We start from the raw sequence: 14208 nt of genomic DNA on the forward strand, positions 1-14208 counted from the left end.
CTGAAGGCCAACACCGTATCGATCCAGCCGCATCATCAATGGATTGACGCGTACTTGATACGCTGTTTTCGCCGCCCTAATCCAGATCGGTGATCATTCGCCGCAACAACTCGACGCGCCGCGGAAGTGCGGAAACCACAACGTATTCATTCGGGGAATGCCACTCGTTGCCTATCGCGCCCAGACCATCCAAGGTGGGGATGCCGACTGCAGACGTAAAATTGCCGTCGCTGCCGCCGCCGCTCGATGTTTCGATCAGACTGACGCCGAGTTCATGGGAAATTGACTTCGCTAACCCGAACAGCATGAGTCCACCCGCGGTCCGCTCAAGGCAGGGCTTTTCAATTTCTCCGCTTGCCGCGATTGTCACGTCGCAACTGATCGGCCCTGCGGACAAGATCGTCTCGTCGACTGCTCGACCGGCTTCGGCGCTGGAAAAGCGAACATCGATGGTACAGAACGCGTGGCCAGCAACGACGTTCGGTGTGGTCCCGCCACCGATCTCACCGACGTTGATCGTCGTTCCGGTTGAGTAATCGGTCAATTTGTCGAGTTCTACGATCTGGCGCGCGATCTCCGAGATGGCGCTGCGGCCACTTGCGTGGGCCGAGCCGGCATGCGCTTGCCGTCCCTCGACATCCAGGCGATATTTTGCGCGTCCTTTGCGGAACGTGATCACCTCGTCCGTGCGTGCCGGCTCGGCGATGAGGGCGTAGCGAGACTCCCTCGCCAACCGCTCGATGATGTCGCGCGAGGTCGGCGAGCCGATCTCCTCATCCGAGGTGTAGAGAATTGTGAGCGGCATGTTCGGCTGGTGAGCCAGACCAGCAATATGTTCAGCGGCCTTAAATGCCAGATAGCCGCCTGCCTTCATATCGGCGATCCCCGGGCCGTGAAAACGGTCACCGTTGCGGCGCATCGCGACCGATCCGGGAGCGCACACGGTGTCCAGATGACAAACCGAGAGAATGCCGGGTCCGCCTCCCCACGGTAGCCGAACCAATAGATGGTCGCCCATTCCGTTGTTTCCGGGAATCCGCTCAAGGCTGGCACCGAGCGGTGCAAAATCGGCAGCGACGACATCGAGCAGTCGCGTCATATTCTCAACGTCGCCGGTCGGCGTTTCAATTTCCACCCAACGACGCAGGCCAGCGAGGATCGCTTCCGCTTCGAGTTCTTGAAATCTTTCTGGCATAGTGCTTCCTCAAATTGCTGACAACATCCTTGGATGCTGTCTCACTGGGACCGGCGATCCGTCAGCTCAGGCTGCCCTCGTGGTCTTTCCAGATGGACGGGGAAAGCCGAAGAAATGTGCCGGCAGGGTAGGTTGTCGACCAATGACCCGCGCATTCGGACCCAGTCGCATTCCATAAATCCGGGAAGCTTGTCAGGTGGGTGAGGATCTCTTCAAACGCCTCGGCGTGATGTCCCCAGCCAATCCCCTTCGGATGAACGGTCAGACTGAAATACCTGCCACGTCGGTATTGGGCCTCGAACTCGCGAAGCCAGTTTCGCTTCAGTGCATTGACCCGGTCAAGGCCGGTCCCCTCCGATGGAAACATCAGAAAAAACTGGTCATCGCAGCTGTAATGATATGGGAGCGTCAGGATTGTCTTGCGCTGCTGGAAGTCAGCGACCCAGTAATGAGGCGCATCGTCCGCGAGACCGTTGCCCATATAGGTGTAGCCGGCATCGATCAGCAACCCCATGGTCGCCTTGCTGATACTGCCCACTGCGAATGCGTCTTGCTGGCGCGGCAGGGAAAACCAGCCGTTCGGCCGGGTTCCAACGATTCGTTTCAACGTGGACGTGGTGAGCTCAATCCGCTCCCTTTCGTTCTCCACGAGCAATGTGCTGACGTCCTCGTGTTTCCATCCGCCGGCGGCGATCTCATGCCCGTCTTTTCGAATCACCTCGAGCCGGTCCGGATAGATCTCCGCCATCACCGCCGGGACGACGAACGTTGCGCGCAATCCGAAGCGCCTCAGCAACCGCATGACGTTCTGCAGCCCCACGGTCATGCCGAACAGCGTGGTCGGATGCTTGAGATCACTCTCCGTGATCCCGGCCGGCGTCGAGGCTGGACTGAGATCGACGACAATACCGAAGGCGCAGCGCTTGCCGTCCGGCCAGCGCACGTCTGCATCCTTTATCCCGATTTCGTCGGAGATGGTGTAGTCCTGCTTCCAGGGCATTCGGCTGGTCCTGATGTCTCGATGGCGATCATTTACAGTGGGTGCTGGGACAGAGAGTGCCGCGCCAGTTCCTCGCAGGTTGGAAACCATACGCCCGGAAGCTTTTTCATTGCGACGATCAGGCGTTCCAACATGTCGACCCTGGAAGCACGTCCGGAGACGAAGGGGTGCAGCATGAAGTTCAGGTAACCATTGATCTTGTACTGATGCCAGAACGCGCTCCACCACATCTCAAAAACCTCGTCGGGATCGAGAAGTCTTTGCGAACTTGTCGTGCTGCCGGCCCAGTTGGCGCTGAAATACATGGCGTCATCGATCGCAAAATGCACGGGCAACTGCAGCAGCCTGTTCGCGCCGTTCTCATCGTCCTGATAGAGTGGTGTGTAGGCACACGAGGTCGATGAGTTGTAGATGAAGCCTTCCCGGCACAGCAATGCGGGGCTGTGCTCGCTACGGGTTCCGACAGGACGGCGGCCTGTGACGCGTTCGAGCGCCGCGATCGTCTTGAGCAGGTGATTTTCCTCGAGTGCCTTGTCCTTGGGGACCTGATGCTCCCACATGTGATCGGCGATTTCATGCCCGGCCCCGGCCGCTCGCTTGAGCGCCTCCGGATAAAGCTCGCAGATCCGCCCTGGGGTGAAGACCGTGACCTTGATCCCATGGGCTTCGTACATCTCCAGCAGGCGCCAGATGCCGATCCTACCGCCGAACTCCCCTTTCGCGCGTTGCATCGGCGGCTCATTGGCAAGCCTCCGGGCCAGCATGGCGTCGAAATCAAGGGTGAAATTCACCGCCATCCGTACTCCGGGCGGATAGCTGAAATTCGCGACGGGGACATGCCGCGCCTCATATCCAAGGGCAGCGGCCTTCAGCTGTTCGACTTCATGGGCGAGCGCGACATTCGTCATCAATTTTCCCGGATAAGGCTGGCTCCGCCCAGCGACAGAAGGGGCTCAGGCGGCGCCTCGATCGCTGCCGTTGCCGGACTTGGCCCCGCGCCGAAGACGCAAGCTAACGGCAGCTTCGGCGACCTTGAGACCGGCGAGAACGGAATTGACCACTGGAACGCCGACGCGATCCTGCAGCCGCTCTGTCAACTGGGGCATGAAACCCATGCCTAAACAGCCCACGACTAGAATGTCAGCGCCGTCATCAACACAGCTGCGGGCCGCATCCAAAATTCCATTGAAAGCCTCGTCCGGCTTTCGGACCAGATCGAGGACAGAGCAGCCGGCCGTGCGTTCGGAGACAAAGAGCTGGGCAAGCCCAAGGGAGCGAAGGCGAGCAATCAGCCCCTTGGGCGTTGGATCGGATGACAGCACCGAAAAGCGTTCGCCGAATTGAGCTGCGAGATGCATTGCGCTGTTGCCCGGCCCAATAACCGGAATATCGGTGACGTCTCGTAGCGCCGCAATGCCAGGGTCGCTGAAGCAGCCGATGATGACGGCATCGTAGTTCGCCTCAACCCACCCTGGAACGCTGCGCAGAAGTTCGGGCACCACCAGTGCCGCGTCGGCGTTGGACTCGACAGCCGAGGGGCCGTTTTCGATCGGCCTCACATCGATGGTGACATCAGATGAGGCGGCCCTGGACAAGTATGTCCGCCGACGCGCGATCTCCTCGGCACCGAGGGTCCGGTGCATCGGGCTCGTCAATTGGTAGAGGATCCTGGGTTGCATTTTCGCGGTTGTCCGAGAGCCGAACGCTGGAGGGCGGGAATAGAAAGTTTGTTGAGTCGCAACCCTCACTCGCGACGAACGTTCCAGAAGACCGGAAAGCTGAAGGGGATCATGCCCTTGAGATCGGAACGGTAGGCCGGAGGCGCAGCAAATTGCCCCGCCAGAACATAGTTGACGTTCTTATGGAAGACGGCCTGTATTTCGTCGCGGTACTTGTTGCTGTCTGCCGGAATTGAGGCCTGCGAATACACCTTCAACAGATCATTCATCGCGGGGTCGCAGTACCAGCCCGGGTTGTTCTCCATGCAGTTTAACGACACCATCTGCTGCGCGAGCGGATTGAGCAGATCGATCCCGGTCATCACCATGGGCGTCACGCCCCAACCACCATCTGCGCCGGGTGATTTTTTCAAGCGTCGAGCAGCAACCGTTGCGTAGTCCGACGTCCGCACATCGATGTTGAACCCAGCTTGCTTCATCTGGTCCGCGATCACCGAACCGACCGGATTGAGAAGGGCGGATGTTCCTGCATGCAGGAAGACCACTGGCTCTCCTTTGTAGCCAGCTTCCTTCAATAGCTTCTGCGCGGCTTTCGGCCCGGCCTCGCGGGAATATTCCGTGCCGGCATCCGAGCTTCCGCTGTTGCCGCACATGTAGATCGAATAGCAGACGCGGTACATGTCAGCCGGAACGCCGAGACCTGCCATGACGTCGCTCTGCTCGACCGCAACCTGTAAGGCCCGCCGAATCAACGGATTGTCGAAGGGCGCCTGCGCGTGATTGACGTTGATCGCAATCATGTTCTGAGCGATCGTCGGCTGCTTGCCAATCGTAATGTTCGGATCTTTGCGCAACATATCGATGTAGTCGTATGGGACGACCTCCAGAAGATCGACTTCTCCCTTTTGTAGAGCGGCAACTCGCGTCGACTGGTCGGGAATGCTCAACAGCTCGATTCGGTCGAAGCTCACGACCTTTCCGCCAGCGAGGCCATCCGCCGGCTCAGAACGAGGAACATAGTTCGGGTTGCGGGCAAAAACCGCCTTGGCGCCGGCACGCCATTGATCCTTCAGGAAAATGAACGGCCCGGAACCGATGACTTCAGGCACCGCTGTATTGGCGTCCAGGCGAGCCAGGCGCGCCGGCATCACAACCGGAATTTGATGGCCAGGCTTTCCAAGCGCATCGATGACGAATGCGAAGGGCCGCTTGAGATTCAACGCGAAGGTCTTGGCGTCGATGATCTTGAAGCGATCCGCTGCCTCCATGAGTTGAGCACCGAAGCCGTCCCGCTTTGCCCAGCGCTCGATCGAGGCGATACAATCCTCCGATGTGACGGGCGCACCATCGCTGAACTTCAACCCGTCGCGGAGATGGAAAGTATACGTAAGCCGGTCGGCACTGACGTCCCAGCCGGACAACATTTGCGGCTTGTAATGGCCTTCGCTGTCGATTGCGACGAGTTCGTCAAACACGAGGTAGGCGAAAACGCGCGTCGCATTGATGGTAGTGATGATCGGATCGAGAATCTGAAGTTCGGTCTGAAGCGAAACCTTCAGCACCCGGTCTTCGGCATACGCGGTCACGGAAAGACCCGCGGCCCCAACAAATGAAAGAGCGGCGGACCGCAAAAATTGACGCAATCCCACGGGAGCTCCTTTTGTTTCCCAAATGCTTCACCGCGGCTTTGCGGCGAAGCACATCAATCACGATCAGTGTCCGGTCGCTCCCTGCCCGATCTTGTGTCGTTGGTTCACGCCAAGCCATTCTGTCGCGGCGCGGACCCGTGAAACCTACCGTCGCAATTCATTTTACATCAAACCACTTGTTTTACGGCTAAGCATGATAAAAACTAAGCCTCCCTCCGGGCTTCGGTCGGACGGCTGCAGCGACTGAACCGAGCAAAGCAGGATTGGCCAGTGTCACGGCTTTCGAAACGCGGATCGACGGCCCGTCGCCGTTTGCCCCCGCTCAACGCGGTGCGGGCCTTCGAAGCGGCCGCTCGTCACGTCAACTTTGCGCTGGCCGCGGATGAACTGGCGGTGACGCCCGGTGCGATCAGCCGACATGTGAAGGCGCTGGAGGCACAGATCGGTCGCAAGCTGTTCGACCGCCACCCCCAGTCGCTCCAGCTGACGGAGTTTGGCCGGACCTGGCTTCCGGTAGTGTCTGAGGCCTTTGACCTGCTCGAAAGCGGTACCGCCCGCCTGCTGTCGGAGCGTCCCCGCTCGACGTTCGCATTGAGCGTGCAAACGTCATTTGCCACTGGTTGGCTGCTGCCGCGTTTCGCCCGCTTCCACCGTGAACAGCCGGAACTGACGATCAGGCTGCTCACGCACGCGGATTTGCCGGACCTCTTGCGCAAGGGTGCGCCCGACGCAGCCATTGCCCACGGCAGAGGCGAATGGCCGCGGCTGAATGCTCATTTTTTGTTCGCCGATCGGCTGATACCGATGTGCAGTCCTGCCTATCTCGCGGTTCAGCGCAGGCTCCTCGAACCGGCCCATTTGCTGACTGAAGCCTTGATCTCCACCGATGACACAGCAGGGGATTGGGCCGCGTGGTTCGCGATGATCGGTTTGCATGGCGAGCAGCCGCAACGAATGCTTCATTTCGCCAACAACGTGCTTCCCGCCCACGCCGCAATGAACGGCCTCGGCTTTGCTCTCATCGATCCCAGCCTGGTGACGTCCGAGCTCGACCTCGGCCGGCTCATCGCTCCCCTGTCCTTTCCACCATTGATGCGCGGTACCGGTTGGTATCTTCTGCATTCGCCTGTTCGGCGCAAGGATCCTGTTATGATGGCTGTCCGGAACTGGCTCCAGCGCGAAGCGGGTTCAAGTGTTCGCCATATTTTTCCCAAGCCGGGCGGCGCGGCCCATCGCTAAAGCTAATTTTCGTGTTCTGGCTGAATTCAGGACATGGAATCAGGATGGAAGCACGGTTGTTTTGACGCGTTTTGGATTGACGCCCGTCGCGACGTACGTCGCTCCCACCGATCGAGCCAATGGCGTTGGCATGACCAGGATCAGTTTCGCGCACATGAAAAAGGAGCTCGCATTTTTCGCTCCGCTGACGCCGGGCGAACCGGTCACCACCTGCGCAACCACAACCCGAGCTAACAGACCGAGGGTCTCAGATGCATCCCACTGATTTTCCTTCTCAGCCCGGCACCGTTCCTCCTGGATCGATCGGTCACAATCGCGGAGTGATCGGTCGCAACTTCGCGTTCATACCGCCGGAAGGCGTGTTGAAAAGCCGGCTTCCGGCGTGGACGTCCACGACCGTGCGTTTTCTGGCGGCGCCGACGCTAGGTGCCGGTTTCGCCCAATACTTGCTGGAAATCGAACCCGCAGGCGGCACAGTCAAGCCGATCTGTGTGGACCTGCAGCACTTCTTCTATGTCCTGACCGGAGGCGTGGACGTTAGCATCGACGCCGACCCGCCGGTGTCGCTCACAGCCGGCGCGTTTGTCTATGTTCCACCCGGCGTGTCTTTCGCGCTGTCCTGTCATCCCACGGCGTCTGCCCGCGTCATCGCCGTCAAGAAGCGCTATGAGACGGCCGAGGGTATTGCCGCGCCAACGGCGATCATCGGTCAACAGCAAGCCATGCCGATGACGAACCACACGGGCTTGGTCGGTCGCGGCTTCAAACATCTGCTTCCCATGGGCGATCTGCGCTTCGATTTCGAGATGAATCTGATGTTCTTCCAGCCCGGCGTTTGCTTTCCAGCCGTCGAGACGCACATCATGGAGCACGGATTATTCATGCTTGAAGGTCAAGGCCTGTATTATCTTGGCAATACCTGGCACGAAATCTGGGTTGATGACTTCATCTGGATGGGATCGTTCTGTCCGCAGCAATTCCATCCCACCGGCCTGGCTCACTCGGTTTATCTCTTGTACAAAAACGTCAATCGCGACGTCGTTCTCTAACGACCGTCACGTTCCTGCCTGCTGCATCCGAATTCGTCGCGCTGCCTCGCCCGTTTCCGCCTGATCGGGCCGCTTGCTGGCGATTTCAGCCTTCGGGTTGCCAGCCGGCGGTCACGGAGAGGGCGCGCGCGTGGGCGATCAGCGCTGTCGCCGTCGGACCCTTCAGGTCATCGTCGAGAATGCCGACAGGTCCCATCATCGTGATAGCCGCAATCATGAACCCGCCTTGGTCGAAAATCGGCGCGGAAAGAGAGGTGAAGTTCGGCAGAAGGGCATCGCGACAGCGACTGATGCCGTCGCGCCGTATTTTGTCCATCATCTCCTCCACCTCGGTCTTGGTGGTGGGCGCATCATCCACCCGCGTCTCGCGCGAGAGTTCCTCCTTGAGCTCTTGATCCAGCATCTGGCTCGTCAGGGAGCGCGGCAGATGTGCAAGAAAGTTTCGCCCGAGCGCGGACCGCAGCAAGCTCAGGACGCTTCCGACACGCAGCTCAATGATGGGGCGGCTGGCTCCGCCCTCGACGCGATAGATGATGGTCGGTCCACGATTGCCCCACACGCCGAGAAATACCGTGTGGCCGATCGTCGTTGCGAGTTCGGTCATGGCGGGCCGCGCGACGCTAAAGACGTCGAATTGCTCGATGGCCGCCATGCCGAGTTTCAATGCGTAGGGGCCGAGCGCATAGCAGCCGGTGTCCGTCTCCTGTCGAACGATGCCTACCGCCTGAAAGCTCACGAGATAATAGTGGACGTTGGCTGCCGACATTCCGGTGTTGGCGGCGATCATCTTCAGCGGCACGGGTCGCAGCTCAGTCCGCAGGTAATCGAGGATCTTGAAACCGATCTCGATCGACTGAATGCCGCGCCGACCGGTGCGCTCTGTCCTGGTGATTTTGACGGGTTTGGATCCACGTGCGGATGCAGACACCGGATCCGGCGGGCGGGGTCGGCGCGGCCTCTTCACTGAAAATCCTTGTAAATCAGATAGTTATGGTGAGCTGTGCTTGCCGCATTATTGGGCGCGAGTCGGCAAACATTCAAGCTTGTCGTATTTGACCACATCATATGAGTATGACTAAATAAAATTAGCTGCTGCCGGGTTGCGGTTTGGCTGCGGGACGCAAGCAGGCGGAATGGCTATGGATGCACGAGCGACGGCGGCACCCGCCGAACAGACTCTAACGCGCAGCGAGGAGCGGCAGGTCGTTTTCGCGTCGACCCTCGGAACGATGTTCGAGTGGTACGATTTCTTCATCTACGGCTCGCTGGCCGTGTTCATGAGTTCGGTGTTGTTTCCGCCGGACAACCCGACGGCAGCGGTGCTCACTTCCCTCGGTGCTCTTGCTGCCGGCTTCGTGATCCGTCCGATCGGCGCCGTGGTTTTCGGTCGCATCGGCGATCGGGTCGGCCGAAAATACACCTTCCTCATGACCATCATCATGATGGGCGGCGGCACCGCGTTGATCGGCTTCCTGCCCACCTACGCGAGCGTCGGCCATGCGGCATGGGTTTCGCTGGTCGTGCTGCGATTGATCCAGGGCCTCGCTGTCGGCGGAGAATACGGCGGTGCCGTCGTTTACGTTGCGGAACATTCGCGCCCCAACCGGCGCGGACTCCTGACCGGCTGGATCCAGATCACATCGTCGGTCGGATTGGCCCTTTCGATCATGGTCATCATCGGCACGCAGAGCATCATGAGCGAAGCCGATTTCAGGGCTTGGGGATGGCGCGTCCCCTTCATTATGTCGATCGCGATGCTGGCGTTATCGATCTACGTTCGAGCCAGGCTGCACGAATCGCCGGTATTTGCGCGCCTCAAGGCGGAGCAGCGCCTGTCCAGTAGTCCCGTCAAGGACACGTTTGCGCGTTGGTCCAGCCTTCGTCTTGTGTTGATCGCGTTGTTCGGTGTGACAGCGGGCATGGGCTCGACCTATTTCACCGGCCAGTTCTACGTGATGATTTTCATGCAGCAGGTGGCAAAGATCGACCTGCAGACCTCGTATGGTCTGATGGCGATCGGCCTCGTCATCGGAGCTCCGGCTTTCATTTTCTTCGGCTGGCTGTCCGACCGGATCGGACGCAAGTGGCTGATGATGACGGGCCTCGTGCTTTCGGCTCTGTGCTACCGGCCGATGTTCTCGTCCCTCCTGGAAGCTGCGAACCCGCAGCTGGTCGCAGCGACCCGCAGCGCCCCGGTGACCGTGCATGCCGACACCACCAGCAAAGCGTGCCAGTTCGGCCTTGCAGCTGCGCTGCTGAGCTCGCACGGCGACCACAGCAAGCCTTGCGTGCAGGCCAAGAAGCTGCTGATCGGAAGCGGCGTCAACTTCAGCTATGCCTCTCCGATTGGTGGCCATGCCGTATCCATGACGGTCAATGGCAGAACGATTGCCGGATACGATGCGGCAGCCTATCGCAAGGCCCTGTCGGACGCGGGTTACCCCGTCAAGGCCGATCCTGCAAAGATGTCGTCGGCCTACATCGTCTTTCTGCTGGTCGTCATGACCGTCATCGTCGCGATGGTCTATGGGCCGGTGGCATCGTTCCTGGTCGAGGTGTTCCCGGCGAACATCCGATACACGGCACTTTCGTTTCCCTACCACATAGGTGCCGGCATCTTCGGCGGCTTCCTGCCCTTCTTTGCAACCTATCTTTCGCTTGCGGTCGGCGACGTATTTGCAGGGCTCTGGTATCCGGTCGTCATTTGCACCGTCGTCGCGGTGATCGGATCGATCGTGCTCCCGAACAGGCCGAGGATCAAGGCCGACCGATGAGCGTGACCTATTCGCGGCCGGACATTTCGCAAGCCCGTGGTCGACGATCGACCGCAGGCGCCGTATCCATCATCAGCGCCGCTCGCGGGCGGGAGTGAGGATCGCATGCTCTTCGATATGGGTCAGCTTCCGGCGGATATCCGCTACAAGATCCTCACCGCGACCGTCACGCCGCGTCCGATCGCGTGGGTGACCACCCGGTCCCGAGACGGAATCGCCAATGCGGCGCCGTTCAGCTTCTTCAACGTGCTGGGGCATGAGCCGCCGACGGTTGTGCTCGGCTTGCTGCGTCATCCGAACAAGGGCTTGAAAGACACGGCGCAGAACATCGTCGCAACCGGCGAGTTCGTCGCTCATCTGGTGCCGCACCAGATGGCTGAAGCCATGAATGCAACGGGCGTGGATGCACCGCCCGAGGTCGACGAGATCGAGCTTGCCGGGCTGGAGACGCTTCCCTCGCAGATGGTTGCGCCTCCACGCATCAAGGCGTGCCCGGTTGCGCTCGAATGTCGCTCCCTCTCGGTTCAGGAGACCGGGCCGCGGCAACTCGCCGTGATCGGTGAGATCGTTTGTGCGCATGTAGCGGAGCAGTTCGTGATCGATGCTCGGAGAGGCCATATCGATACGATTGGCCTGGAGCTCATTGCCCGCATGCACGGGGCGGGCTGGTATGCGAGGCCTCGCGACCTCTTCCAGCTGGTGCGGCCGCCGCCAATTGAATAGCGGACGCACGGACTGCAAGGTGCCCCGCGCATGTCAATCCGGACGCCGATTGACAACCAATTATTATATGCCTAAATATATGCAGATTCATATATTGCAAAGATGCAAAAATGGACGCGCATCCGCTCAAGCTCAAGGTGCAGTCGGTCACGGCGGAGACGCCGACGATTCGAAGCCTTGTGCTCGGCGTGGAGCGCGGTGCGGTCCCGCGGTGGCAGGCGGGCGCACATGTCCGCGTGTCGCTCCCGAGCGGAGGAGACCGGCCTTACTCTCTGATGGCCTTGCCGGGCCTGCCTGAGGGCGTCCTCGCCCTTGGCGTTCTGCGCGAGCAGATATCGACCGGCGGCTCGGCGTTCATGCATGCGCTCAACATCGGCGATGTCGTCACGGCGTCGGCTCCCGTCAACAACTTCCGTCTGCGCGAGGATGCTTCGCCGGCGCTTCTGTTCGCGGGTGGCATCGGCGTCACGCCGATCCTGTCCATGGCCGCCGAGCTTCAGGCCCGCGGCGCTGCCTACCATCTCCACTATGCCGGACGGACGCCGGGCCAGTTGGCTTTCCTGCCGCAGCTGCGGGCGGTGTGCGCGAACAGGCTGTCGGTCCATTATGACAGCGACGCCTCCTGCCTCGACATCGCAGCGGCGCTGCACCGCACGCCGGCGAGCTCCCACGTCTATGTCTGCGGTCCTGCCGGCATGATCGACGCAGTGAAGAGCGCCGCCCTGATGCAGGGCGTCGCTGCTGACCGCATCCACTACGAGCTCTTCAAGGCCGAGCCGCCGAGCACGTCGAACCAGCTGTTCGAGGTCGAACTCAGATCGACGGGGCAAGTCATCGCGATCGCGGCCGATCAGAGCATCATCGAGGCGCTGGAGGCGGCCGGGCACGAGGTTCTCTACGACTGCCGGCGCGGCGATTGCGGCATCTGCCAGTGCGGCGTGATCGAGGGCGTCCCCGACCATCGCGATGTCGTCCTGAGCGACGACGAGAAGGCGTCCAACAAGGTCATGCAGATCTGCGTATCGCGCGCGAAGTCGGAGCGACTGGTGCTGGATCTCTAGGACGAGGAAAGGGACGGCATGAGCAGATACGCAGGAAATGCGCGGTCGATCGCGGCACTGGTGCGCGAGGCCGAGGTGCATCGCGACGTCTACGTCGATCCCGAGATCTTCGATATCGAGATGGAACGTCTGTTCCCCAATAGCTGGGTCTATGTCGGTCATGCCAGCCAGCTTGCAAAGCCCGGCGACTTCGTCACCGCCACCCTCGGCCGGCAGCCGGTGCTGGCGAGCCGCCATAGCGATGGTTCGATCCACGTCTTCTACAACCGCTGTCCGCACAAGGGCGTCAAGATCGCCTCGGAGCCATGCGGCAATACCGGAAAGTTCTTTCGCTGCCCCTATCACGCATGGTCGTTCAAGACCGACGGCTCGCTGCTCGCGATCCCGTTGAAGAAGGGCTATGAGAGCACCGGTTTTGGCGACACCCAGGCCAATGAAGGCTTGTCGCGGGTCAAGAATGTCGTGGTCTATCGTGACTTCATCTTCGCGCGGCTGAACGAGACCGGCGTCTCCTTTGAGGACTATTTCGGCCAGAGCCTTTCAACCATCGACAACATGGTCGACCGCTCGCCGGAGGGCAGGCTCGAGATCGTGGCCGCGCCGATCCGCTACATGCACACCTGCAACTGGAAGATGCTGGTCGAGAACCAGACCGACACCTGCCATCCCATGGTCGCTCACGAAAGCTCGGCAGGCACCGCGGTCAAGGTCTGGAAGCGCGAGCAGGGCGATTCCACGGAGACGCCGATGGCGGTGCAGCTCTATGGCCCGTTCATGAGTCCGTACGAGTTCTACGAGCAGAGCGGCATCAGGATCTGGCCCAACGGCCATGGCCATACCGGCGTCGCCAACTCCATCCATTCCAACTACGCGGACATCGACGGCTATCTCGACCAGATGATCGCAGCCTATGGCGAGACGCGGGCCAACGAGATCCTCGGCGAGGTCAGGCACAACACGGTCTATTTTCCGAACATCATGGTCAAGGGTGCCGTCCAGATCCTGCGCAATTTCGTCCCGATCGCGGTCGACAAGACGCTGGTCGAGAGCTGGGTCTATCGCCTGGTCGGCGCGCCCGACAAGCTTTACGAGCGCGCCCTGATGTACAACCGCTTCATCAACGCGCCGACCTCGATCGTCGGACACGACGATCTCGAGGTGTACGAGCGGGCGCAGGAAGGCCTCAAGTCCAACGGCAACCAGTGGGTCAATCTGCGCCGCCTCTACGAGCGGGACGAACAGCCTGACGTCATCGCTGTCATCAATGGGACGTCTGAGCGGCAGATGCGCAACCAGTTTCACGCCTGGGCGAAATTCATGACCATGGAGATGCACAAGCAGGTTGAGGCCGCGGAATGATCGACGAGAAAGCCGTCACGGACTTCATCTACCGGGAGGCCGAGCTTCTCGACACCATGCAGTGGCAGAGTTGGCTGGATCTGTTTCATCCCGAGGGGCGCTATTGGATGCCGCTCGAATGGCAGCAGCAGGATCCGGTGCTCCAGCCGTCCTTGATGTACGAGGACCTGTTGCTGCTCAAAGTGCGGGTCGAGCGGCTTGCCGGCGAACGCACCTTCAGCCAGAAGCCGAAGAGCCGCTGCCATCATCTGCTCCAGGCGCCGCAGATCGTCGCCTGCGACACTGCTGCCGGCGTGTTCAAGGCGCGGACGTCGTATATCTACACGGAGACGCGCGGCGATATGCTGGAGCGCTATTCGGGATGGGCCTCGCACGACTTCGTCCTGGTCGGCGACAGCCTGAAGATCAAGCTCAAGCGCGTCGATCTTATCAATTTCGACGCGCCATTCGGCAACATCCAGCTCTTCATGTGAGTGCATC

13 protein-coding genes are annotated in these 14208 nt (G+C 60.4%); 7 read left to right on the plus strand and 6 right to left on the minus strand.

Annotation, left to right across the window (positions count from 1 at the left end; all coding sequences use genetic code 11):
• Nucleotides 1–76: 76 nt before the first annotated feature.
• The 5 genes from IVA82_RS35290 to IVA82_RS35310 form a co-directional block, all read right to left on the minus strand.
• Complete coding sequence (locus IVA82_RS35290) at nucleotides 77–1195, minus strand: M20 family metallopeptidase (protein ID WP_247389948.1); 1119 nt, start codon at nucleotides 1193–1195, stop codon at nucleotides 77–79.
• Nucleotides 1196–1256: 61 nt separating this feature from the next.
• Nucleotides 1257–2195, minus strand: coding sequence for a polysaccharide deacetylase family protein (locus tag IVA82_RS35295; RefSeq protein WP_247389949.1), 939 nt, complete (start codon nucleotides 2193–2195; stop codon nucleotides 1257–1259).
• Nucleotides 2196–2227: 32 nt separating this feature from the next.
• Complete coding sequence (locus IVA82_RS35300; RefSeq protein WP_247389950.1) at nucleotides 2228–3103, minus strand: polysaccharide deacetylase family protein; 876 nt, start codon at nucleotides 3101–3103, stop codon at nucleotides 2228–2230.
• 45 nt (nucleotides 3104–3148) lie between these two features.
• The gene (locus IVA82_RS35305) at nucleotides 3149–3790 is read right to left on the minus strand and encodes an aspartate/glutamate racemase family protein (RefSeq protein WP_247389951.1); all 642 of its coding nucleotides are present in this window, start codon (nucleotides 3788–3790) and stop codon (nucleotides 3149–3151) included.
• Nucleotides 3791–3939: 149 nt separating this feature from the next.
• Nucleotides 3940–5523 carry an ABC transporter substrate-binding protein gene (locus IVA82_RS35310; RefSeq protein ID WP_247389952.1) on the minus strand — a complete coding sequence of 528 codons (1584 nt, stop codon included), beginning with the start codon at nucleotides 5521–5523 and terminating at the stop codon, nucleotides 3940–3942.
• Between the two features lie 270 nt (nucleotides 5524–5793).
• Between IVA82_RS35310 and IVA82_RS35315 the strand changes: the two genes are divergently transcribed.
• Together IVA82_RS35315 and allE are read left to right on the plus strand one after the other, a co-directional pair.
• On the plus strand, nucleotides 5794–6762 hold the full coding sequence (locus IVA82_RS35315) for a LysR substrate-binding domain-containing protein (RefSeq protein WP_247389953.1): 969 nt from the start codon (nucleotides 5794–5796) through the stop codon (nucleotides 6760–6762).
• Nucleotides 6763–7013: 251 nt separating this feature from the next.
• The gene (allE, locus tag IVA82_RS35320) at nucleotides 7014–7811 is read left to right on the plus strand and encodes a (S)-ureidoglycine aminohydrolase (RefSeq protein WP_247389954.1); all 798 of its coding nucleotides are present in this window, start codon (nucleotides 7014–7016) and stop codon (nucleotides 7809–7811) included.
• A gap of 85 nt (nucleotides 7812–7896) precedes the next feature.
• Here the strand turns inward: allE and IVA82_RS49180 are convergent, their stop codons facing one another.
• A complete protein-coding gene (locus tag IVA82_RS49180) occupies nucleotides 7897–8739 on the minus strand; it encodes an IclR family transcriptional regulator (protein WP_247389955.1) in 843 nt (280 codons plus the stop codon).
• Between the two features lie 211 nt (nucleotides 8740–8950).
• Here IVA82_RS49180 and IVA82_RS35330 point away from each other — a divergent pair, with 211 nt between their 5' ends.
• The 5 genes from IVA82_RS35330 to IVA82_RS35350 all read left to right on the plus strand — a co-directional run bounded on the left by IVA82_RS35330 (nucleotide 8951) and on the right by IVA82_RS35350 (nucleotide 14201).
• Complete coding sequence (locus IVA82_RS35330; RefSeq protein WP_247389956.1) at nucleotides 8951–10585, plus strand: MFS transporter; 1635 nt, start codon at nucleotides 8951–8953, stop codon at nucleotides 10583–10585.
• A 105-nt stretch (nucleotides 10586–10690) separates the two neighbouring features.
• Nucleotides 10691–11308, plus strand: coding sequence for a flavin reductase family protein (locus IVA82_RS35335; RefSeq protein WP_247389957.1), 618 nt, complete (start codon nucleotides 10691–10693; stop codon nucleotides 11306–11308).
• Between the two features lie 110 nt (nucleotides 11309–11418).
• A complete protein-coding gene (locus tag IVA82_RS35340; RefSeq protein WP_247389958.1) occupies nucleotides 11419–12369 on the plus strand; it encodes a PDR/VanB family oxidoreductase in 951 nt (316 codons plus the stop codon).
• Nucleotides 12370–12387: 18 nt separating this feature from the next.
• Complete coding sequence (locus IVA82_RS35345; protein WP_247389959.1) at nucleotides 12388–13728, plus strand: Rieske 2Fe-2S domain-containing protein; 1341 nt, start codon at nucleotides 12388–12390, stop codon at nucleotides 13726–13728.
• Nucleotides 13725–14201 carry an aromatic-ring-hydroxylating dioxygenase subunit beta gene (locus IVA82_RS35350; protein WP_247389960.1) on the plus strand — a complete coding sequence of 159 codons (477 nt, stop codon included), beginning with the start codon at nucleotides 13725–13727 and terminating at the stop codon, nucleotides 14199–14201. Before IVA82_RS35345 ends, IVA82_RS35350 begins: the two co-directional genes overlap by 4 nt.
• The last annotated feature ends 7 nt before the right edge of the window (nucleotides 14202–14208 follow it).

The sequence above is a fragment of the Bradyrhizobium sp. 142 genome (assembly GCF_023074015.1).
Lineage (GTDB): Bacteria > Pseudomonadota > Alphaproteobacteria > Rhizobiales > Xanthobacteraceae > Bradyrhizobium.